We start from the raw sequence: 21,543 nt of genomic DNA, 5'->3' as shown, positions 1-21,543 counted from the left end.
CGGCGGTCGGGTCAGGCGGCGGAGGCGACCACGTCGCCGGCGCGGCGGCCGACATCGATGGGGGTGCTGACGACCACGCCCATGGCGGCCTCCTCGATCGACACCGCGTCGGCGACGTCACGCAGCACGTCGGACAGCGGCAGGTCCATCGCCTGGCACAGGGAAGCCAGGAGCTCGGAGGACGCTTCCTTCTGGCCCCGCTCGATCTCGGAGATGTAGCCCAGGCTCACCCGGGCCTCCGCAGAGAGCTCTCTCAGGGTCATCCCACGCTGCATCCGGGCACTGCGCAGCACGTCACCGAGCAGTCGTCGGAAGAGCACCATGCGCGAGTCCTTACTCTCTGGGATGTCCGGATGAGGGAAGTCTCTGCCCCCAACGCTACCCGAGGCCTCCTTCTTCCCGCGGGGTTACCTCGGTTTGAGCAGACCGGGCGTCGCCACGGGTCAGTCCCCCAGCTCGCGGGCGAGGATCTCGAGGACCGCGTCGCACGATGCCTGCCGGATCGCGGTCCGGTCGCCGCCGAGCTCCAGCAACCGGGCGGTCGCCCCTGCCGGACCGGCGATCGCGACCCACACCGTCCCGACCGCGCGACCTTCCTGCTCGTCGGGTCCGGCGACGCCAGTGGTGGCCAGGCCCCACGTCGCGTCGAGCCGGTCACACACGCCCTGGGCCATCGCGAGCGCGCACTCCTGCGAGACCACGCCGTGCTCCTGCACCACCTCGTCCGGCACGCCGAGCAGCGACACCTTCACGCGGGTGGCGTACGACACCACGCCTCCGACGAAGCTGCGCGAGGCGCCGGGCACGTCGGTGAGCCGCGACGACAACAGGCCTCCGGTCAGCGACTCGGCCGTCGCGAGCGTCTCGCCGCGACCCGCCAGGGTCTCCAGGACGCGCGCGGCCACGCTGCCGTCCGGCTCGGCTGACCACATGTCGGCGACACTAGCCGCATGGCACTCCCCATCGAGGACTACGCACTGATCGGTGACCGGGGCACAGCCGCCCTGGTCGGCAAGGACGGGTCGATTGACTGGCTGTGCCTGCCGCGCTTCGACTCCCCCGCCTGCTTCGCCGCGCTGCTCGGAACGGAGGAGAACGGCCGCTGGCTGCTCGCCCCGGCCGACGAGGTGCTCGCCACCTCGCGGCAGTACCTCGACGGGACCGCGTGCCTCGAGACCACCTTCACTGTCGCCGACGGCGAGGTGGTGCTGCTCGACGTGATGCCCGTCGGCGACGACCGCGCGGACGTCGTACGCCGTCTGACGTGCACGCGCGGCACGGTACGGATCCGGCACGACTGGGTGGTGCGCACCGACTACGGTCGCGTGCGGCCGTGGGTGAGCCGGGAGAATGCGCACGGCAACGAGGTGGTCGTGGCGGTCGCCGGTCCGGACAAGCTCGTGCTGCGCGGGCCGCACCTGCCCCACGGTCACGACGGCCACCACAGCGACGAGTTCGAGCTGACCGCCGGCGACGAGGTCACCTTCTCCACGACCTGGGTGCGTTCGTGGCGCGACATCCCCCGGCCGCTCGGCTTCGACGAGCGGATCGACGCCACGACCGCGCGCCAGCGCGAGTGGTCCGCGCGCTCGCCGGAGGACGTGCCGCACGCCGACATGGTGCGACGCAGCCTGCTCACCCTCCTGCTGATGACGCACGCCGAGACCGGTGGCATCGTCGCGGCGCCGACCACATCGCTGCCGGAGGACTTCGGTGGCGAGCGCAACTGGGACTACCGCTTCTGCTGGCTGCGCGACGCGGCTCTGACGCTCGAGTCGCTGCTCGGCGCCGGCTACGCGCAGGAAGCGCTGCACTGGCGTAGCTGGCTGCTGAGGGCCGTCGCCGGCGACCCCGCCGACCTGCAGATCATGTACACCGTCGACGGTGGACGCCAGCTGCCCGAGCGCGAGGTGCCGCACCTCCCCGGCTACGCGGACAGCCGCCCGGTGCGGATCGGCAACGGCGCGGTGTCACAGCGCCAGAACGACGTGCTGGGCGAGGTGATGATCGCGCTCGAGCTCGCCCGGGAGGCCGGCCTCGAGGAGACGCACAACTCCTGGTCCCTGCAGCGCGCGCTGGTCGACGAGCTCGCCGAGCACTGGGACGAGCCGGACAACGGCCTGTGGGAGATCCGCGGGCCGCAGCGACACTTCACCCACTCCCGGGTGATGGTGTGGGTGGCCTTCGACCGCGCCGTGAAGGCGGTCGAGCTCCACGGGCTCGACGGCACGGTCGAGAGGTGGCGCGAGCTGCGTGACCGGGTGCGCGAGGAGATCCTCGACAAGGGCTTCGACCACGAGCGCGGCACCTTCACCCAGCACTACGACACGACCGCCGTCGACGCCTCGCTGCTGACCATCCCGCTGGTCGGGTTCCTTCCCGGCGACGACCCGCGGGTGCTGGGCACGATCGACGCCGTGATCGCCGACCTCGACGTCGACGGCCTGCTGCTGCGCTACCGCACCGAGACGGGGGTCGACGGGATCTCGGGCGACGAGCACCCGTTCCTCGCCTGCTCCTTCTGGCTCGTGTCCGCCCTCGCGAAGGCCGGGCGGCGCGACCAGGCGACGGAGCTGATGGACCGCCTCTGCGGCCTGGCCAACGACGTCGGCCTGCTGTCGGAGGAGTACGACGCCGGGAACGGTCGGATGGCGGGCAACTTCCCGCAGGCGTTCAGCCACCTCGCGCTCGTGCAAGCGGCTCTCGCCCTGCGCTGAGCAGGACGAGGGCCGCGAGGCTCAGGTCACGGGGTCAGCCGCGACGCACCTTGATGTTGATGAACTCCGTCGAGTCCTGCAAGAAATGGCCGACGGCCCCCGTCCTGCTGAGCAGGACGAGGGCCGCGGCTGGTGCTGTGTCAGGTCAGCGCCTGATCTTCAGCTTCACCACCGTCTTGTCGCGCTTGACCGAGTCGTTGCCGAGGTAACGCACGACAACCTTCTTGGTGCCGGCCCGGTTGAAGGCGGGCAGCTTCACGATCGCCACACCGTTCTTCACCTTGAACCGGTACACCTTGTCGGCGCCCTTGACCCGGACCTTGATCCAGCCGGTGGCGGTCTCGTCGCCGGCCTTCACCTTGACCTTGAAGCGGACCTTCTCGCCCACCTTGCCCTTGGCGTTGACCGCCTTGAGCTTCGGCTCCACCTTCTCCGGCTCCGGGGTGGGAGTCGTCGTCGGCGGGGTCGTCGGCGGAGTCGTCGGCGGGGTCGTCGGCGGGGTGGTCGGAGGCGTCGTCGGCTTGGCGGTCACCGTGACCACGACCGTGCCCCTCGAGGAGGCGTAGCGGTCGTCACCGGTGTAGGTGATGGGCAGCGTGTGCACGCCGACCGGCAGTGCGCCGGCGGCGAGCTCGATGGAGCCCTCACCGTTGACCAGCGTGGTCTCGAGCGTCATCTGGCCGAGGCCGAGGACGACCTCACCCGTCGCAGCGGACGGGGTGACCTTGACCTGGACGGCCCCGGAGGAACCCTCCTCGATCGTGACGTTCGTGCCCGACACCGTGGTGGCGATGCACTCGTCGCCAGTGCCGGTGATGGTGATCGGCACCTCGATCTCCGTACCGGTCGCCGTGCCCGTCACGGTGAGCGTCGCCGCACCGATCGGGCTGCACGGCGGCAGCGTCACGTCGACCGACGCGGTGCCGGCCTCGTCGTTGCTGTTGGCGTTGCCCGGAGCGCTCAGCGTCGTGGTGACCGGGAACGACCCGAGGTCGAAGTCTCCCAGCTCCACCGAGACCTCGGAGTCGCGGAGGTCCATCGGGTCGGTCATCGACAGCGACGAGAGGTCGAAGGCAACGTGGTCGCCGATCGCGTAGCTCGCCGGGGCACCGGCCGGGAGCTTGACGCCCACGGCCTGCTGCTTGTAGTCGATCGGGAGCGGGTCGTCGCCCTCGGCGGCGTTGGCGAACTCGCTGAAGTAGTCCACCTGGGCCTGCAGGTCCGACTTGCCGGTGTCCTGCTTGCCCGAACCGCCGTTGAGCGCCGCGAAACCGTCACCGCCAGTGGCGAGGAACGAGTTCACCGTCACCGAGTAGACGGTGGCCGGCTCGATCTCGGTGCCGTTGAGCCACATCTTCTGGATGCGGTTGCCCTGCGACTTCGAGGGGTCGTAGGTGTACTCGAAGCCCTTCGACATGCCCAGCTTGAGGAACGGTCGAGCCGCACCCGCTGCCTGCCACTGCTGCTCGAGCGTCGCCTTGATCTGGGCACCCGTCAGGTCCATGTTCACCAGCGTGTTGGCGAAAGGCTGGACGTTGGCGGCCTGCTTGTAGGTCACCGTCCTGGGATAGCCCGTCTCGCCGGTGATGCCACCCGGCAGGTCCGTACGCAGACCACCGGGGTTCATGAACGCGATCTGCGCCGCACCGGACTCCGAGCCACGCGTGGCCCACCGCTGGATCTCCGCGACCAGGTTGCCCAGGGTCGACTCGCCACCGCGGTTCTCTGCGGTGCCACCAGCGAACTTGGCCCGGTTGAAGGCCGCACCGATCTTGCCCAGCGGACGTGCACCGAGGACATCGGCCTTGGCGACCGCGGCGTCCACGATCGTCTGGGTCGGGGCGTCGGGGGTGTAGTTGAAGGGACCGCCGTTGGCGGCCTTCAGCTTGAGCACGGCCTGAGCCTTGTCCTGGATCTCACCCGTGGTGGGGTCGACCGTGAAGACGATCTGGTTGAGAGCCGCGCCGTACTGGCCCGCAGAGACCACGGGGCGCTCCTTGACGGCACGGTCGGCCCAGCCGGCCACCGGGAAGGAGCAGTTGTACTCCAGGTGGGTGTGGCCGGAGACGATCGCGTCGACGTTGTCGTTGACGCCGGTGATGATGCTGCCGAAGTCGGACGTCGGGTCGTCGTCCATCTCTGCACAGGCCGTGCTGCCCGAGCCCTCGTGCACCAGCATGACGATGACGTCGGCCCCGTCGGCCTTCAGCTCGTCGGCCTCCTCGTTGACCGCGGTGACGATGTCCGTCACCTGGATCTCGGCGATGCCGCTGGGGGTGACCAGCTCGGGAAGGTGCTCGGTGACCGCACCCACGAAGCCGACCTCGACACCGTCCATGGTCTTGGTCCACGACGGCGTCAGGGCGTCCGCACCGTCGGCACGCAGCTTGACGTTGGCGGCGATGTACTCCCAGTTCGCACCACCCTGGGGGTTCGTCGTCGCGTTGTAGGGCGCCATCACGCGGTTGATCAGGTCGTCGTACCCCTGGTCGAACTCGTGGTTGCCCGCAGCCGAGACCTCGAGACCCGCAGAGTTGAGGGCATCGATGGTCGGCTTGTCGTTGTCGATGAACGATTCGAAGGTCGAGGCACCGATGAGGTCACCGGCCGCCGCGAACACCGTGTTCGGGTTGGTGTTGCGGAGCGACTTGACGGCCCCGGCCATGGCCGCGGCACCAGCTGCTGCCGAGGTCGGGTCGTTGGCGATCCGGCCGTGGAAGTCGTTGGTCGCCAGGATCTGCACGTCCACCGGCGCGGGCGCCGCAGGAGAGGTGTTGATGCCCACGATCTCCGGGCTGTGGTCGGAGGAACGGAACGGGTTGGGCGCGTAGAGGTTGGTGACGTTGGTGTTGAACCGGGCGTACTCGTAGTAGACCGACTCGTAGCCGTTGATGTCCCAGATGTCGACCGCGTTCACGTCGGCGAAGGCCGCCGCGTTGGCGAGCACGTGGTCGAGCGAACCGACCATGCCGTCGAAGTTGTAGGTCTCCTCCTCGGGCTTGCTGGACGACTCGAGGTTCGTGTAGCCGGCGTCCTTGAGGACCTGGATCGGGTCCTCCTCGGAGTAGGCGTTGAAGTCACCGGCGAGGAAGACGCGCGAGATGCCTCGAGCGGTCTTGAACTCGTTGGCGAACGTCACGAGCGCGTTGGCCTGCAGGACCCGACGGTCGTTCGCGTTGCCCTGACCGTTGGGGTCTGCCGTGCCGGAGCCCTTCGACTTGAAGTGGTTGACGATGACGGCGAAGGCCTCGGCGTCAGCCGTTCCGACCTGCTTGAACGCCTGGGCGACGGGCTCACGGGCGTCGGCGAACGCCTCGGTTCCCGTGGAGAGGTCGGCCAGGACGTCGGACTCCCCGACCAGCGCGACGTTGGCCGGCTGGTAGATGAATCCGTTGCGGATCACGTCCTGCTCACTGAGCGGGGGCAGCTCGCTCGCCGCGGGTGACGGGACCGCGGCCCAGGTGCCCGCGCCGGCGTCCGCGTTGAGGGCCGAGACCAGCTCGTTGATCGCGAAGTCACGGTCCTTGCCGAACTGCACCGAGTTCTCGAGCTCCTCGAGCGAAACGATGTCGGCGTCGGCGGTGTTGATCGCCGCGACGATCTTGTCCCGCTGCCTGACAAGGTTCGCGTCGTTGGCCGCCCCGCGAGGTCCGCTGGGGTTGCACTGGTTGTTGGAGATCGGGTTCCCCGCGCGGTCGTTGAAGAACGAGCACGTGCGCCCGCCGCCGAGGGCGACGAACTCCTGACCCGTGGTGGGGAAGAAGTTCAGGACGTTGAACGTCGCCAGCTTCAGGTCGCCGCCCACGTTCTCGGGGGCAGCCGGCCGGGTCTGGCTGAAGTTGATCGTGCCAGTGGGGTCACCGACCACCTGCGACTGCGGCAGGATCCGCCACGCGTTGAAGCCGTAGGTGAACACGACGGGCTTCGGGAACGTGATCGACGAGCCCACGCRCACGCTGTGGTCCTTGGTGAACCACGGGAAGGGCTTGTCGCTGTTCTGAGTGGTGGAGTACGTCCACGACGAGCCGTCGTCGAGGATGATCCGGTGCGCGTCGTTGTAGCGCTTGCGCTCCGCGACCTGGGCGGTCGCCTGCGCGTCGATGACCTCGGTCGGCGCCACCAGCGGCTTGCTGCTGTTGGCCACGACACCGAGCTCGCCGCGGAACGACGTCGAGTTCGAGCCGTCGTTGTAGTACGGGCCGCCGTCGTAGACGTCGGTTGCGGTCCACGGGGCGGTCGGCTTGAACAGCTCGCCCTCGACGACCTCGCGTGCGTCATCGAGCGCAGCACCGGTCAGGCAGGTGGTGCCGGGCAGCGCGCAGTCAGTGCCGGGGATGTCGGTCTTCGGGGCGACATCGCCCAGTGCGGGGATCGACGTGACTCCCGAGTTGGTGGAGACGATCTGGGTGGCGCCCGAGAACTCGGCCGCGTCACCGGTCACCTTGACCGAGTCACCCACTGCCGGGTAGCTCGAGAAGCCCGTGGTGCCGCCGTAGACGAAGATGGCGTCCGAGGCGTTGGCCGTGTCGGCGCCAGGGGTCTGGATGTAGAAGCCGTTGAGGCCACCGGTCGGGTACGACGCCGTGACGACGCCCTGCGTGGTGAGGGTCTGACCGTCGAGCGGGGTGGTCGCACCAGTGCCCTGGATCTCCGCGATCGGGGTGACGGCGCCAGCGGCCGGCGTGACGGCGATGGTGAACGTCGTGGACCCCGTCGCATCGTCAGCGTCGGTCGCGGTGACCGTCACGGGGGAAGTGCCGACCGTGGTCGGCGTGCCAGTCACCTGACCGCTGGTCGCGTCGATCGACAGGCCGGCCGGCAGACCGGTGGCGGTCCACGCGTAGGGCTCGTTGCCGCCCGTCGCAGTGACGGTGAACGGCGTGATTGCCTGGTCGACCACGAAGCTCTGGTCCGTGGCGCTGACCGAGACGGTCTGGGGCGTGTTGATCACCGAGCTGTTCTGCGGCGCAGGGGTCTGGACGGTGAAGTCAACTGAGTTGTCGTCGGTGTCCTTGCGCGCACCGTCGCGGGACACCGAGGTGGTGTTGCTCGGAGCAGGAGCAGCCGTGCCCTCCCGTAGCGTCGCCCCGCCGAAACCGACGAGGTCGATCGTGTTGCCGGCGGTCGGCGCGACTGTTCCGGTCCCCGTCACCAGCGCAACGGACCCCGCGGTCCCGCTCATGGTGAGCGATCCCGTGGCGTCCGGGGCCGGGAGGTCTTCGGTTCCTCCCGTGCCTGCGGCCTGCTGAATCAGATAGTGACCGTGTGCCGGAACCGAACCGGTGAGATTGGTGAACCCCGTTCCCGTCCCTCCGGAGGAGCGGTACTGAACGGACATTCCCGACACGCTGATCGCGCTGCCGGTGGGGTTGAAGAGTTCGATGAAGTCGTTCTTCAGGGTGGCGCCGGTGTTGCCACCACCCCCATAGGCCTCACTGATGACCAAGTTGGTGCCGGCTGGATTCGCGGATGCTGCTGCTATCGGGGTGAGTCCGGCGGCCAGGACGGCCAGACCGGCTCCTACCGCGATGTGACGCGACGAGGGGAGCGCGGGTGTGCGCATGTGTGCTCCGGGTGTTCGGGTGATGTGACCGTCGCATCCTCACCCACTCAGCCGACATTTGCGGCAGTACCGGCCAAACGAATGCTGGCCAAGTGGTGACGAAATGTCACTGCGCGAGTTGGCGAGTGCTGATATTCCACCCCCTTAGGGGCGGATTCGCTGCCTGCGGACGTCGCGGAGGAACTCGTAGCCGGACCACATCGTCATCGCGACGGCCGCCGCGAGCATGGCCTGCGCGAGGTAGAAGAGGGCCTCGCCCAGCATTCCGGGCCAGAAGTCGAAGGCCCCTCCGTGCGCATCGCCGTGGGGCAACGGCATGATGAGGCCGGCGAGCGCGACGGCCTGCAGGACGGTCTTGATCTTGCCGCTCTGCGCGGCGGCGATGACGACGTCCTTGAGGATCGACAGGCGCAGCAGGGTCACGCTCCACTCGCGCAGCAGCACGATGATCGTCACCCACCACCAGATGTCGCCGACGATCGAGAGGCCGATGAAGGCCATGCCCGTGATGGCCTTGTCGGCGATCGGGTCGGCGATCTTGCCGAAGTCGGTGATCAGGTTGTGCTTGCGCGCGAGGTCGCCGTCGATCTTGTCGGTGATCATCGCGACCGCGAACAGCCCGAACGCGATCCAGCGCCACGTCGGGTCGTTGCCGCCGTCGTAGAGCAGCGCCCAGCCGAAGAGCGGCACCATGGCGATGCGCAGCACTGTCAGCACGTTGGCGATGTTGAAGTTGGAGACCTGGTGGTCGGTGGTCATGCCGGGACTCCGTCCGTGCGAGCGATCAGGTCGACGCCGTCGGTGCCCGTGACAGTGGCCGTCACCAGGTCGCCGACGCCCGCGCGAGCGGCGTCGGTCAGCATCGTCGTACCGTCGACCTCCGGTCCCTGGTGGGCCGCCCGGCCCTCCACGACGTCGTCGTCGACGGACTCGACCAGCACGACCACCTGCTCGCCGACGCGCTCCTCGGCGCGCTGGGCGTTGAGCTCCTCGACGAGAGTGGTGACGTGCTCGGTGCGGGCACGGATCTCGTCCTCGTCGAGCTTGACGTCGTCGGCGAAGCCCGCGGCCTCGGTGCCGTCCTCGTCGGAGTAGCCGAACACGCCCGTGACGTCCATCCGGGCCTCGACCAGAAAGTCGCACAGGGTCTGCAGGTCGTCCTCGGTCTCGCCCGGGAAGCCGACGATGACGTTGGACCGTACGCCGGCCAGCGGGGCCAGCGAGCGGATCTGCTCGAGCAGGCCGAGGAAGCTGTCAGGATCACCGAACCGGCGCATCCGCCGCAGCACCGAGGCGCTGGCGTGCTGGAAGGACAGGTCGAAGTAGGGCACCACGCCGGGCGTCGACGCGATCGCCTCGATCAGGCCGGGGCGCGTCTCGGCGGGCTGCAGGTAGGACACGCGCACCCGCTCGATGCCGTCGATGCCGCTCAGCTCGGGCAGCAGCGTCTCCAGCAGGCGGAGGTCGCCCAGGTCCTTGCCGTAGGACGTGGAGTTCTCGCTGACGAGGAAGAGCTCCTTGACGCCCTGCGTGGCCAGCCACTGGCCCTCCTGCAGGACGTCGCTCGGACGACGGCTCACGAACGAGCCGCGGAAGCTCGGGATGGCGCAGAAGGTGCAGCGCCTGTCGCAACCGCTGGCGAGCTTGAGGGGCGCCATCGGGCCGGCGTCGAGGCGACGGCGTACGGCGCGAGGGCCCGTCGCGGGAGCACCGGCACCTATCTCGGCGACGTCACCGACCGCGGGCTGGTCCTGGTGCCCCGGCACCGAGATCCCGGAGGCGTCGCGGTCGACCGGCGAGATCGGCAGCAGCCGCCGGCGGTCGGACGGCGTGTGCGGGTGGTGGGTCTCCCCCGCCACGATCGCCCGCAGGCGGGCCGCGATGTCGGGGTAGTCGTCGAAGCCGAGGACCGCGTCGGCCTCGGGGAGCGACTCGGCGAGGTCCTTGCCGTACCTCTCGGCCAGGCAGCCCACCGCGACGACGGCCTGCGCGCGGCCGCCGTGGCCGGCGGACGCCTTGAGGTCGGCCGCCTCGAGCAGCGTGTCGACCGAGTCCTTCTTCGCGGCCTCGACGAAGCCGCAGGTGTTGACCACGACGGTGTCGGCGTCCTCCGCGTCGTCGACCAGCACGAAGCCGCCGGCCTCGAGCCGTCCGGCGAGCTCCTCGGAGTCGACCTCGTTGCGGGCGCACCCGAGGGTGACCACAGCAACGTTCAGCGGGGTCAGGGGAAGGTCTGTATCAATCGTCATCGCACCGTGAGTATGCCCGTTCCGGCCGTGCGGACTGCCATCCCGGGCCCACGTGATCCCCGGCTGACCGGCACTTCCTGAGCTTGTCAGGCCGTGCACGGGCCGACAACCTCAGCGATCCCCGGCTGACCGGGGATCGCTGGAGAGCGGGCGGGCATCAGTCGGTGACGAAGGTGCCCTGACCGGCGACGCCGGGCTCGCCGACCGGGCGGGCGTCGCCGCCGGCCAGCGAGACGGTGACGGCACCGTCGGAGGACATCACGCGCACCGGGGGCGAGGCCTTGAGCTCGCGGGTCTGGCCCACGGCGAGGTTGCCCTTGAAGACCTGCTCCCCCGCGCCGTCGCGCACGACGACCTGGGCGCCGCCCGACGCGGCGCTGACGACGACCGCCACCTTCTCGGCCAGCGGGGCCGTGCCGGCGCCCTGCGGGCCGCCGGAGCCGTTGAGGACCGGGGTGGCGCCGCGCAGCTCGGGCGGGGTGTCCATGACCAGCCGGGCGATCGACCAGGCGAGCACGAGGGCCATGACGACGGCGACGAGCACCGACCAGTTGGGACCGCCACGCGTGCCGCGGATGGAGCCGTGCGCGCCGGTGGCGAGCTCGGCCTCGAAGACGCGACGCGGGTTGATCGGCGCGCGGGCGTAGCGCTCGTCGTACGACGCCAGCAGCGGCGCGACGTCGATACCGAGGACGCGGGCGAGCGTGCGCAGGTGGCCACGCGCGTAGAAGTCGCCACCGCAGGGCTCGAAGTCGTCGACCTCGACGGCCTCGATCACGTGCGGACGGATGCGGGTGCGGTCGGCCAGCTGGTCGACGGTCAGGCCGAGGCGGGTGCGGGCCGCGGCGAGCTCGGGACCGATGACCGGGTCCTCGGCAGGCTCGACCTCGAAGTCGTCGAGCACCAGCGGCTCCACCGGCTCCCCCGGTCGGGCGATCGCGCGGACGCGGTCGCCCCAGGACTGGGTCTCCTCCACGAGGCTGACCCGACCGGGGCGGCGCAGCTCGCGACCTTCCGGCTCGTCCTCGTCGACGACGACGTCGCGCCGCACCTCGGAGCGGCGGGCAGCGCCGGTCTCGCGGAGCGCGGCCGGCGTCGGGCTGGCGACGACGACCGGCACGACGACCTCGGGCTCCGCGGACACGGGTGCCACGGGGACTTCGAGCGCCTCGGACGCCTCCGTGGCCTCGGGAGCGTCGACGGTCCCTGCGTCCTCGACGGGAGCCTCGACGTTCTCGGAGTCCTCGACCTCCGCGGCGGCCGGCTCGAGGACGACGATCTGGCTGGCGTCACGAGCCACGCGGCCGAGGGCCTCCGTCAGGTCGCCGTCGGCGCCGATCACGCGCGTCGAGAGCCCGAGCGGGACGGCGAACGGGGCGCCGTGCAACAGGCGGGAGATGCTCGTGTGGCGCTTGCCGGCGCCGGTGAGCTCGGCCTCGATCAGCTCGAGGTTGTGGGGTACGACGACCAGGCGGCCGTCGCGCAGCAGGCCCTGCCGCGGCGTGTGCTCCACGTGGTGCACCGCCGTCCAGGGCAGCCCACGCCAGGTCCTGCCGAGCCGGATCCGGATCCCCTGCGCATCGGCGACGAGCAGCGGGGTGCGGGCGTCGACGAGGCTCACGAGCCAGTAGGCGCCCAGGAGGCCCATCGCGAGCACGAAGGCCCAGTCGAGCACCGACCCGGTCTGGGTGGCGCGACCGAGGTAGGCGATGGCGACCGCGGAGGCGGTCAGCCCGACGCCGCCGGCGACGGCGGCGCTGCGGCGTACCTCCACCGCGTCGGGAGCGACGGCGAGCGACTCGTGCTCCCCGGTCTCGTTCCAGGTGGTGTCGTCCTCGTGCACTGCTGCGGCGCCCATCAGGCTCCCCCCTCCAACGTGGCGATCACGGAATCGAGCTCGTCCGGCTTGACCAGGACGTCACGGGCCTTGGAGCCCTCACTGGGGCCGACGACCCCGCGGCTCTCGAGGATGTCCATCAGCCGGCCCGCCTTGGCGAAGCCGACGCGCAGCTTGCGCTGGAGCATCGAGGTCGAGCCGAACTGCGTGGAGACGATCAGCTCGATGGCCTGCACCACGAGCTCCATGTCGTCGCCGATGTCGTCGTCGAGCTCGCGCTTGGACTCCTTCGGCGCCGTCACCTCCTCGACGTAGGTCGGCTCGAGCTGGTCCTTGCAGTGCTTGACGACCTGGTGGATCTCCGCCTCGGTGACCCACGCGCCCTGGACACGCACCGGCTTGGACGCGCCCATCGGCAGGAAGAGACCGTCACCCTGGCCGACCAGCTTCTCCGCGCCCGGCTGGTCGAGGATCACGCGGCTGTCGCCGAGCGAGCTCGTCGCGAACGCGAGCCGGGACGGCACGTTGGCCTTGATCAGGCCGGTCACCACGTCGACCGAGGGCCGCTGAGTGGCGAGCACCAGGTGGATGCCGGCCGCGCGGGCCAGCTGGGTGATGCGGACGACCGAGTCCTCGACGTCGCGCGGCGAGACCATCATCAGGTCGGCCAGCTCGTCGACGATGACGAGGAGGTAGGGGTACGGCGTCAGCGTGCGCTCGCTGCCCGCGGGCACCTCGACCTTGCCGGCCCGCACCGCCTTGTTGAAGTCGTCGATGTGACGGAAGCCGAAGTTGGCCAGGTCGTCGTAGCGCATGTCCATCTCGCGCACGACCCACGCCAGCGCCTCGGCGGCCTTCTTGGGGTTGGTGATGATCGGGGTGATCAGGTGCGGCACGCCCTCGTAGGCGTTCAGCTCCACCCGCTTCGGGTCGACCATGATCATCCGCACCTCGTCGGGCGTGGAGCGCATCAGGATCGAGGTGATCAGCGAGTTGATGAAGCTCGACTTTCCGGAGCCCGTCGCACCGGCGACCAGCAGGTGCGGCATCTTCGCCATGTTGGCCACGACGAACCCGCCCTCGACGTCCTTGCCGAGCCCGGCCACCATCGGGTGGTGGTCCGAGCGGGCCGTGGTGGACCGCAGCACGTCGCCGAGGGAGACGATCTCCTTGTCGACGTTGGGGATCTCGATACCGATCGCCGACTTGCCGGGGATCGGGCTGAGGATGCGGACGTCGGCGGACGCCACGGCGTAGGCGATGTTCTTCGACAGCGCCGTGACCTTCTCGACCTTCACCGCGGGGCCGAGCTCGACCTCGTAGCGGGTGACCGTCGGACCGCGGGTGTAGCCGGTGACGGTGGCGTCGATGCCGAACTCGTCCATCACCTGCATCAGCCGCTCGACGACCGCGTCGCTGGCCTTGGAGCGCGCCTTGTGCGGCGAGCCGGGCTTGAGCGAGGAGTTGTCGGGCAGCGAGTACGTGATGTCGCCCGACAGCGCGAGCTGCTCCACGCGGGCCGGCAGCGGTGTGTGCGGCGGCGGCTCGACCGGACCGGTGTCGTCCTTGCCGCCCGCCGCGGCGGGGGCCACGGCCGGGGTGACCGCGGTGGGGGCGTCTGCCGAGGAGTCACCCGAGTCGATCGGGTCGGCGAACAGGTCGATCCCGTAGTCCTCCTGGGGCTCGACCTCCTTCTTCTTGCGACGCTTGCGCAGCTCGCGGTCGCTGAGGACCGGGCTGTCGTAGGCGGGGTCGCCCATCTCGGGGTCGATGTCGTCGTCCAGCATCGAGCGGCGGCGCTGGCGCACCGGCTTGGTGGGCTCGTCGCCCTCGGCCTCGACGGCCGGGGTGCGGCCGAGTGCCTTGTCGCGCAGCTCGGCGAGCCGGACCGGCACCTGGTAGACGGGCGTCGCGGTGATGATCAGGACGCCGAAGAGGGCCAGCAGCGCCAGCAGCGGCACGACGACGTACGTCGTCTGCATGAGGTCGAGCAGCAGGCTCGAGGTGACGTAGCCGACGGCGCCGCCGGCCTCCTGCAGGTTGGTGGCGTCGCCGAGCACCGGCTGCGGGTTGCCGTTGGCGATGTGCACGATGCCGAGCAGCCCGAGCGTGAAGGCGGCCCACCCGATGACCTGTCGACCGGCAGGACCGTTGCGCTCGGGGTCACGCAGGGTGCGCCAGCCGGCGTAGACCAGGAACAGCGGCACGAACCAGCCGACCTTGCCGACCGCGCCCGACGTCACCGACCGGGCGAAGTCCATCACTCCGCCGGGCAGCTGCCACCACACGGCTGCGGCCACGACCATGGCGAGGCCGAAGAGGAACAGGCCGACGCCGTCGCGGCGGTGCTCGGGGTCGAGGTCGCGGGCGGACTGCCCGATCGACCGCGCGACCGAGCCGACGGCGTGGGCGATGCCGAGCCACACCGCTGCGACACCTCGCCCGAGCATGCCGAAGCTGCGCGCGACCGGACCGGGTCCGCTCCTGACGGCACGAGGTGCCGGGCGCGCGCTCGAGCCGCTCCGGCCCTTCGCTGAAGAGCGAGGGGCGGGGCGCTTGCTGGTACTCCGTGATCGGGTGCTCGAACCCTTGGTGGTGCGCTTGGATCCAGACGTGCTCGAGCTCCGCGACCCCGGCGGGGAAGACGTACGGGTCGCCATGGTCAGACCCTACGGCCACGTCACACCCGTCACAGGGACCACACGGGTGCGTGTCGCCACGAGCACCCCTGAGGGGGGAGTTCGGGATGTCGCCCTTCCCAATTGTCGGACGTCCTACTTATGGTGACCCAGGTCACTCGGGCGCTTCAGACTCCGAGTGCGACTCGAATCGGAGGAAACGGAGTGAAGATCCTCAACAGAGGACTTGCGCTCGCCGTCGTGGGGGCAGGCCTTGCCGCTGTCCCCGCCATCGGAGCGCAGGCTGCACCGGCCGCACAGGCCGACAACAACGGCGTCGCAGCCATGGCCGACCGGGCCAGCGGCGAGGTCGCCGTGTCGCGGGAAGGAGCGACCAACAAGGTCGGCTTCATCCGCGTGAAGGGCAACGGAGACCTGCTCCCGTCCGTCGCGGGCGACTCGCTCGACGCGGCGCGGGACAAGGCGGACGCCTACCTCGACCGCTACGCGACCAACTTCGGCGCGCGACCGGACGAGCTCCGACGAGTCGGTGTGGACGCCACTCCGAACTCCGGCTGGACCGTCACCTACACCCAGAGCTACCAGGGTGTCGACGTCTTCGGCTCCATGCTGCGTGCGCAGGTCGACGAGCAGGGCGACCTGACCTCGGTCAACGGATTCGCCGCCCCCGACCTCTCGCTCTCCGTCGACCCGCGCGTCTCCGCGGGCACGGCCGCGAAGAACGCCGTCGGCGTGGTCACGGCCCAGCCGCCGGCCACCGATGACGGCGCCGACAGCACCGCCGACCTCGAGGCGAGTGACCCGCGCCTGGTGATCTACCGCAAGGGCTCGACCAAGGGCGAGACCGGGGACTCCGTCCTGGCCTGGTACACCGAGGTCGGCAACGGCGACTCGATCCGCGACGTCGTCCTCCTGGACGCCAACACCGGCAAGCCGGTCAACCGCTACTCCCTCGTGGACAGCGCGCTCAGCCGACGCCTCATCGAGGCGAACGGCTCGAGCAACCCGGCCACCTTCACCCAGGTGTGGCAGGAGGGCGACCCGTTCCCGGGCACCCTCAACCAGGACCAGCAGAACGAGGTCAACTTCACCGGGGACGCCTACTGGTTCTTCAAGGACGTCTTCAACCGCGACTCCTACGACGCCGCGGGCCACACGATGACGACCGTCAACAACGACGGCCGGATCAGCTGCCCCAACGCGAACTGGAACGGCACGACCACCAACTACTGCAACGGTGTCACCTCCGACGACGTCGTCGCCCACGAGTGGGGTCACGCCTACACCGAGTACACCCACGGCCTCATCTACCAGTGGCAGGCCGGCGCCCTCAACGAGTCGTACTCCGACATCTGGGGCGAGACGATCGACCTGATCAACGGCAAGCTCGACGACGGCGAGGGTGACCTCACCGTCAAGCGCACCGACGGCCTGTGCGCCAGCGCCGGCCCGCGCGCGGTCCAGGTCGTCCTCAACTCTCCCGCCAACGTGGCCAAGGTCTGCGTCGCCGGAAGCGCCAGCTGGGCCGCCCAGCCGAGCACCACGGGCGTGACCCAGGACATCGTCCTCGGCCTCGACCCGGCCGACACGGCCGGACCGGCCACCAACGACGGTTGCTCCCCGCTCACCAACGCGGCTGCCGTCAACGGCAAGATCGGCATGGTCCAGCGCGGCACCTGCGCCTTCACCGTCAAGGCGCAGAACCTGAAGGCTGCCGGTGCGGTCGGCGTGATCCTCTACAACAGCGGTGGTGGCGGGCCCTTCGCCCCCGGTGGCGGTATCAACCCGCCGCTCGACATCCCCGTCGTGGGCATCTCGCAGGCCGACGGCCAGCGTATCGTGGCCGGTCTCACCAAGAGTGCGGTCAACGGCACGATCCGTCTGTCCGGCACCGCCCAGACCGACAACTCCTACCGCTGGCTCATGGGCGAGAAGTCCACGGCCTTTGGTGGCGCCATCCGCGACATGTGGATGCCGACCTGCGCCGGCGACCCCGGCAAGGTCTCTGACGTCGAGTACCAGTGCGACACGAGTGACGCCGGTGGCGTGCACACCAACTCCGGTGTGCCCAACCACGGCTACGCCCTGCTGGTCGACGGTGGCACGTCCAACGGCGTGGCTGTCACGGGCATCGGTCTCGACAAGGCCGCGGCGATCTACTACCGCGCCATGACCGCGTACCAGACGCCCACGTCGGACTTCACCGACCACGCGGACGCCCTGGCCTCTGCGTGCCGCGACCTGACCGGCCAGCCGATCAACAAGCTGACCGTCGTGCCCAACGCCACCCCGGTGGCCGCCACCCCGGTCACGGCTGCCGACTGCGCCCAGGTCGACAACGTCGCTGCGGCGGTGGAGCTGCGCAGGGAGCCCACCCAGTGCAACTTCCAGCCGCTGTTCAACGAGGGCAAGGTGTCGTGCGGCACCGGGTTCTCCGAGTCCGTCGTGTGGAGCGAGGACTTCGAGGACGGGCTCGCCGGATGGGGCACCGATCAGCAGATCGTCTACACGGGCGGCATCGCGCGTCCGTGGACGACCGTCACCGACGCCGTGGGGCACTCGAGCCGGGTCGCCTTCGGCAACGCCGACGGCCGCCTCGGTCAGTGCGTCAACGGCCCCGGTGACTTCTCCAGCCGCGACTCGATCATCAGCCCGGCCATCACGATGCCCGCCGGCGCACTGACCGGGGAGCGTCTCTCCTTCGAGCACTCGGTCGCGACCGAGCTCGACGTGGACGGCGGCAACGTCAAGGCGAGCATCAACGGAGGCGCGTTCGAGGCCATCCCGGCTTCGGCGTACGCCTTCAACGCGCCCCGGACGCTGCTCCCCGCCTCTGCGGGCAACACCAACCCGATGGCGGGCGAGCCGGCCTTCACCGGCTCCGACGGTGGCCAGCTCACCACCAAGTGGGGGACGTCCGTCGTGGACCTCGGCCGCCTCAACGTCAAGAGCGGTGACAAGATCCAGTTCCGCCTCGACATCGGTCGCGACGGCTGCGGCGGCATCACCGGCTGGTGGGTCGACAACATGAAGGTCACCATCTGCAAGGTGGCGACCAAGGTCGCGGCGACGCACGTCCCGGAGCCGTCCAAGGCGGGCCAGGCCTCCTCGGCCAAGGTCACCGTCTCGCGCGACGGATCCACCGGCACGGCCCCGACGGGCACCGTCGTCGTGAAGAAGGCTGACGGCACCGAGCTCGGTCGCGCCACGCTGGCCGCGGACGGCTCCGCCAACGTGCCCCTGCCGGCAACCCTGCCTGCAGGCACGCACACGTTGACGGCCGCCTACCTCGGCACCGACACGCTGGCGCCGGCAAGCACGACCTTCACCGCGACCGTCGCGGGCAAGGTCAAGAAGGTCAGCTCCAGGGCGATCGCCAAGGTCTCCCCCAAGAGCCCCAGGTTCAACCACGACTTCACGGTCATCGGGAAGCTCCGCACCAAGGCACACCTCGTCCCCAGGAGCAAGGTCGTCTTCCGGATCGACGGCAAGAAGGTCGGCACCCGGAAGCTCGATGACGGACGGGCGGTGATGACGGTCCGCAAGAACTACGGGGCCGGCACGCACAAGCTGGTCGTCATCTACAAGGGCTCCCAGCTGGTCGAGGGCAGCAAGGACAAGCTGACCTTCCGCATCAAGCGTCGCTGACCCCGGTCACCGACCGCACCACCTGACACACCCGAGGGCCTCGGCGGATCTCCGCCGGGGCCCTCGGTGCTGTCCGGCCCGGCTCAGACCAGGCGGTCCAGCCAGGGCAGCACCACCAGGAGCGTGGGCAGGGCCAGGATGGCCGCCGCGAGCACGGACACCGCTGCCGACTGCCACGGGTGCGGGCGCGTGTCGCGCAGCACCTCGACCCGGGCGGCGAGGCTCGACCCGGCCGACCCGAGAGACCCGGCGGGCGCCGGCGACCCCGCCAGGGTGACCAGCGCGGAGACCAGGTCCCGGCGACCGCCCGTCCGGCACGCCGCACGGTCGGCGAGCACCTCGACGAGCACCTCGACCTCGCGGCGGGCCGACGCACTGGCGACCCATCGCGGGAACGCCAGGTGCAGGACCGTGAAGGCCTCCAGCACCAGGTCGTGGCGTGACCGCAGATGCGAGCGCTCGTGCTCGAGGACGGCGCCGAGCTCGGCCGGCGCGAGGCGGGTCAGGGTCGAGCGGGACACGACGATGCGCGAGCGGCTCATGCCGGGCACGCAGTAGGCCACCGGCACGTCGTGGTCGAGGACCGAGACTCCCCCGTCCACCTGGGCGACCAGGTCGACCCGCTCGCGGTGCAGACGTCGCATCCGGCGCAGCGAGGTACCGGTGCGGTGCCCGCTCAGCAGGAGCCGCGCCAGTACGACCACGGTGACTGCTCCGGCGAGACCGGCCACGACGACGTCGGCGGGGCCGACCGGGTCCTCCCAGAGGTGCGCGGTCACCAGCGACAGCCCGGCACCGAGCGCGGCGAGGACGGCGGCCAGCGCGGCGCTCTGCCAGAGCAGCATCGCGGCGGCCGACGTACGACGGAGCCCGGTCCAGCGGGAGAGCACCCACGGCAGTGGGCCGGCCAGGAGCACGGCGAGCACGCCGAGCACGACAGGGGTCGGCATCGCCGGCGGTCAGGCCAGGTCGTCGAGGGCGCGTCGCAGGGCCGCGAGGTCCTCGGCGCTGGCCTCCCCCACGAACGACACCAGGGCCTGCTCGCGGTCGCCGCGCGTGCCCTCGAGCGCCTCGTGCATGACCTCGGCGGTCATCGCGGCCCGGGTGAGTCGTGGTGCGTAGCGGAACGCTCGTCCGTCGCGCTCGCGGACCACGACGTCCTTGCGGGCCAGGCGGTCGAGCACGGTCATCACGGTCGTGTAGGCCAGGTCGCGGCCGTCGCGCCCCTGGAGCCGGTCGTGCACGGCGCGGCCACTGGCCCCCGGGCGCTCAGCATCGGTGCCGTCGAGGTCCCACAGCGTCTCGAGGACGGCCTGCTCGAGCTCTCCCATCCGGGACCTTGGACTCATGGAACAGGAGTCTAGGGGCCCTGACCCGCGAAGTACGACACGGCGTAGTATCTACTACACTTTGTAGTAACTCCTTCGCCGAAAGGGTCCCATGGACGTCCTCGACATCGCCCGGTGGCAGTTCGGGATCATCACCGTCTACCACTTCCTGTTCGTGCCGTTGACGATCGGACTCACCGCAGTCATCGCGGGGCTGGAGACCGCGTGGCTGCGCACCGGCAAGGAGGACTACCTCCGGCTGACGAAGTTCTTCGGCAAGCTCTTCCTCATCAACTTCGCCATCGGCGTCGTGACCGGGATCGTCCAGGAGTTCCAGTTCGGGATGAACTGGTCGGACTACTCGCGCTTCGTCGGCGACGTCTTCGGGGCGCCGCTCGCGATCGAGGGGCTGCTGGCCTTCTTCCTCGAGTCGACCTTCCTCGGCCTCTGGATCTTCGGTTGGGACAAGCTCCCCCGCGGCCTGCACGCCGCCTGCATGTGGCTGGTGCACCTCGGCACCCTCGCGTCGTCGTACTTCATCCTCGCGGCCAACTCCTGGATGCAGCACCCGGTGGGCTACGTCTTCAACCCCGACACCGGCCGCGCCGAGCTGACCGACTTCTGGGCGGTGATGTTCAACAAGGTCCAGGTGGTGACGTTCCCGCACGTGATCTTCGCGGCGTACATGACCGCGGGCACCTTCCTGCTCGGGGTCTCGGCCTACCTCTACATGAAGAAGAAGCACGAGGCCGACCGTCCGATGTACCACCGCGCCATCCGCATCGGCGCGGTCATCACCCTGCTCGCCGGCATCGGCGTGGCCGTCACCGGCGACCTGCAGGGCAAGGTGATGACCGAGGTGCAGCCGATGAAGATGGCTGCCGCGGAGGGCCTCTACGAGACCAGCGAGAGCTGCGCGCCGTTCTCCGTCTTCACCCTCGGCACCCCCGACGGGAAGGAGGAGAAGTTCGCCGTCACGGTCCCCTGCCTGTTGTCCTTCCTCGGCACCGGCTCGTTCGACGGAAAGGTCGAGGGCATCAACCCGCTGCGCGAGCAGTACGCCCAGACCTACGGCTCGGACCCGTCCTCGACGGCCTTCACCGAGGGTGACTACACCCCGGTGATCCCGGTGACCTACTGGTCGTTCCGCTTCATGATGGGCCTCGGCATGTTCGCCGCGGCCGGCTCGGCACTCATCCTGTGGCTGACGCGCAAGGGGCGTACGCCCGGCGTCCGCTGGCTCGGAGTGCTCGGGCTCAGCCTGCCGATCGCGACCACGCTCGCGTCGTCGTGGGGATGGATCTTCACCGAGATGGGCCGCCAGCCGTGGGTCGTCTTCGGGCTGATGACCACCGAGTCCGGCGTCTCGCCCGGCGTCTCGGTCTTCGAGGCCGCCACGTCGCTCGTCGTGCTCACCTCGCTCTACGCCGTGCTCGCGGTGATCGAGGTCAAGCTCCTCGTCACCTACGTCAACAAGGGCGCCGATCCCTATCTGGAACCACCGCGCGTCAAGGTCGGCGGCTCCGACGACGAGGACGCCCCGCTCACCTTCGCCTACTGAC

The 21,543-nt window shown here is 69.9% G+C and carries 12 protein-coding genes; 3 read left to right on the top strand and 9 right to left on the bottom strand.

What is annotated here, in order from left to right; genetic code table 11:
- Window positions 1-11: 11 nt before the first annotated feature.
- Window positions 12-323, bottom strand: coding sequence for a helix-turn-helix domain-containing protein (locus tag AC1DP1_RS10185; protein WP_457190311.1), 312 nt, complete (start codon window positions 321-323; stop codon window positions 12-14).
- 120 nt (window positions 324-443) lie between these two features.
- Window positions 444-932: a CinA family protein gene (locus AC1DP1_RS10180; RefSeq protein WP_477506759.1), complete on the bottom strand. Its 489-nt coding sequence runs from the start codon at window positions 930-932 to the stop codon at window positions 444-446.
- Window positions 933-950: 18 nt separating this feature from the next.
- Here AC1DP1_RS10180 and AC1DP1_RS10175 point away from each other — a divergent pair, with 18 nt between their 5' ends.
- Window positions 951-2,717 (top strand): glycoside hydrolase family 15 protein, encoded by a 1,767-nt coding sequence (locus tag AC1DP1_RS10175; protein WP_477506758.1) that lies wholly within the window; start codon window positions 951-953, stop codon window positions 2,715-2,717.
- 145 nt (window positions 2,718-2,862) lie between these two features.
- Here the strand turns inward: AC1DP1_RS10175 and AC1DP1_RS10170 are convergent, their stop codons facing one another.
- From AC1DP1_RS10170 to AC1DP1_RS10150, 5 genes are all read right to left on the bottom strand, one after another.
- The gene (locus AC1DP1_RS10170; protein WP_477506757.1) at window positions 2,863-8,280 is read right to left on the bottom strand and encodes an ExeM/NucH family extracellular endonuclease; all 5,418 of its coding nucleotides are present in this window, start codon (window positions 8,278-8,280) and stop codon (window positions 2,863-2,865) included.
- 144 nt (window positions 8,281-8,424) lie between these two features.
- Entirely contained in the window at window positions 8,425-9,039 is a 615-nt protein-coding gene (gene pgsA / locus AC1DP1_RS10165; RefSeq protein WP_457190320.1) for a CDP-diacylglycerol--glycerol-3-phosphate 3-phosphatidyltransferase, read from the bottom strand.
- Window positions 9,036-10,496, bottom strand: a complete 1,461-nt coding sequence (gene rimO / locus AC1DP1_RS10160) for a 30S ribosomal protein S12 methylthiotransferase RimO (RefSeq protein ID WP_457190373.1) — start codon at window positions 10,494-10,496, stop codon at window positions 9,036-9,038. Before rimO ends, pgsA begins: the two co-directional genes overlap by 4 nt.
- 190 nt (window positions 10,497-10,686) lie before the next feature.
- Window positions 10,687-12,387, bottom strand: coding sequence for a helix-turn-helix domain-containing protein (locus AC1DP1_RS10155; RefSeq protein WP_477506756.1), 1,701 nt, complete (start codon window positions 12,385-12,387; stop codon window positions 10,687-10,689).
- Window positions 12,387-15,026, bottom strand: coding sequence for an FtsK/SpoIIIE family DNA translocase (locus tag AC1DP1_RS10150; protein ID WP_477506755.1), 2,640 nt, complete (start codon window positions 15,024-15,026; stop codon window positions 12,387-12,389). The genes AC1DP1_RS10155 and AC1DP1_RS10150 overlap by 1 nt, the downstream gene beginning before the upstream one ends.
- A gap of 183 nt (window positions 15,027-15,209) precedes the next feature.
- Here AC1DP1_RS10150 and AC1DP1_RS10145 point away from each other — a divergent pair, with 183 nt between their 5' ends.
- A complete protein-coding gene (locus tag AC1DP1_RS10145; RefSeq protein ID WP_477506754.1) occupies window positions 15,210-18,653 on the top strand; it encodes a M4 family metallopeptidase in 3,444 nt (1,147 codons plus the stop codon).
- Between the two features lie 83 nt (window positions 18,654-18,736).
- Here AC1DP1_RS10145 and AC1DP1_RS10140 read toward each other — a convergent pair whose 3' ends face one another.
- Together AC1DP1_RS10140 and AC1DP1_RS10135 are read right to left on the bottom strand one after the other, a co-directional pair.
- Window positions 18,737-19,603: a M56 family metallopeptidase gene (locus tag AC1DP1_RS10140; RefSeq protein WP_477506753.1), complete on the bottom strand. Its 867-nt coding sequence runs from the start codon at window positions 19,601-19,603 to the stop codon at window positions 18,737-18,739.
- Between the two features lie 9 nt (window positions 19,604-19,612).
- Entirely contained in the window at window positions 19,613-20,002 is a 390-nt protein-coding gene (locus AC1DP1_RS10135; RefSeq protein ID WP_477506752.1) for a BlaI/MecI/CopY family transcriptional regulator, read from the bottom strand.
- A 91-nt stretch (window positions 20,003-20,093) separates the two neighbouring features.
- On the opposite strand from AC1DP1_RS10135, the gene AC1DP1_RS10130 reads away from it, so the two are divergent.
- Window positions 20,094-21,542 (top strand): cytochrome ubiquinol oxidase subunit I, encoded by a 1,449-nt coding sequence (locus AC1DP1_RS10130; RefSeq protein ID WP_477506751.1) that lies wholly within the window; start codon window positions 20,094-20,096, stop codon window positions 21,540-21,542.
- The last annotated feature ends 1 nt before the right edge of the window (window position 21,543 follow it).

It is taken from the genome of Nocardioides sp. P4_G10, assembly GCF_056401175.1.
The sequence above is the reverse complement of the archived record's forward strand: the minus strand, read 5'-3'. Positions and strand labels throughout refer to the sequence as shown.

Bases quoted from the DNA above. Each gene is read 5' to 3' on its own strand.
- AC1DP1_RS10185 (WP_457190311.1), bottom strand. From the start codon at position 323: ATGGTGCTCTTCCGACGACTGCTCGGTGACGTGCTGCGCAGTGCCCGG.
- AC1DP1_RS10180 (WP_477506759.1), bottom strand. From the start codon at position 932: ATGTGGTCAGCCGAGCCGGACGGCAGCGTGGCCGCGCGCGTCCTGGAG.
- AC1DP1_RS10175 (WP_477506758.1), top strand. From the start codon at position 951: ATGGCACTCCCCATCGAGGACTACGCACTGATCGGTGACCGGGGCACA.
- pgsA (WP_457190320.1), bottom strand. From the start codon at position 9,039: ATGACCACCGACCACCAGGTCTCCAACTTCAACATCGCCAACGTGCTG.
- AC1DP1_RS10155 (WP_477506756.1), bottom strand. From the start codon at position 12,387: ATGGGCGCCGCAGCAGTGCACGAGGACGACACCACCTGGAACGAGACC.
- AC1DP1_RS10150 (WP_477506755.1), bottom strand. From the start codon at position 15,026: ATGGCGACCCGTACGTCTTCCCCGCCGGGGTCGCGGAGCTCGAGCACG.
- AC1DP1_RS10140 (WP_477506753.1), bottom strand. From the start codon at position 19,603: ATGCCGACCCCTGTCGTGCTCGGCGTGCTCGCCGTGCTCCTGGCCGGC.
- AC1DP1_RS10135 (WP_477506752.1), bottom strand. From the start codon at position 20,002: ATGAGTCCAAGGTCCCGGATGGGAGAGCTCGAGCAGGCCGTCCTCGAG.
- AC1DP1_RS10130 (WP_477506751.1), top strand. From the start codon at position 20,094: ATGGACGTCCTCGACATCGCCCGGTGGCAGTTCGGGATCATCACCGTC.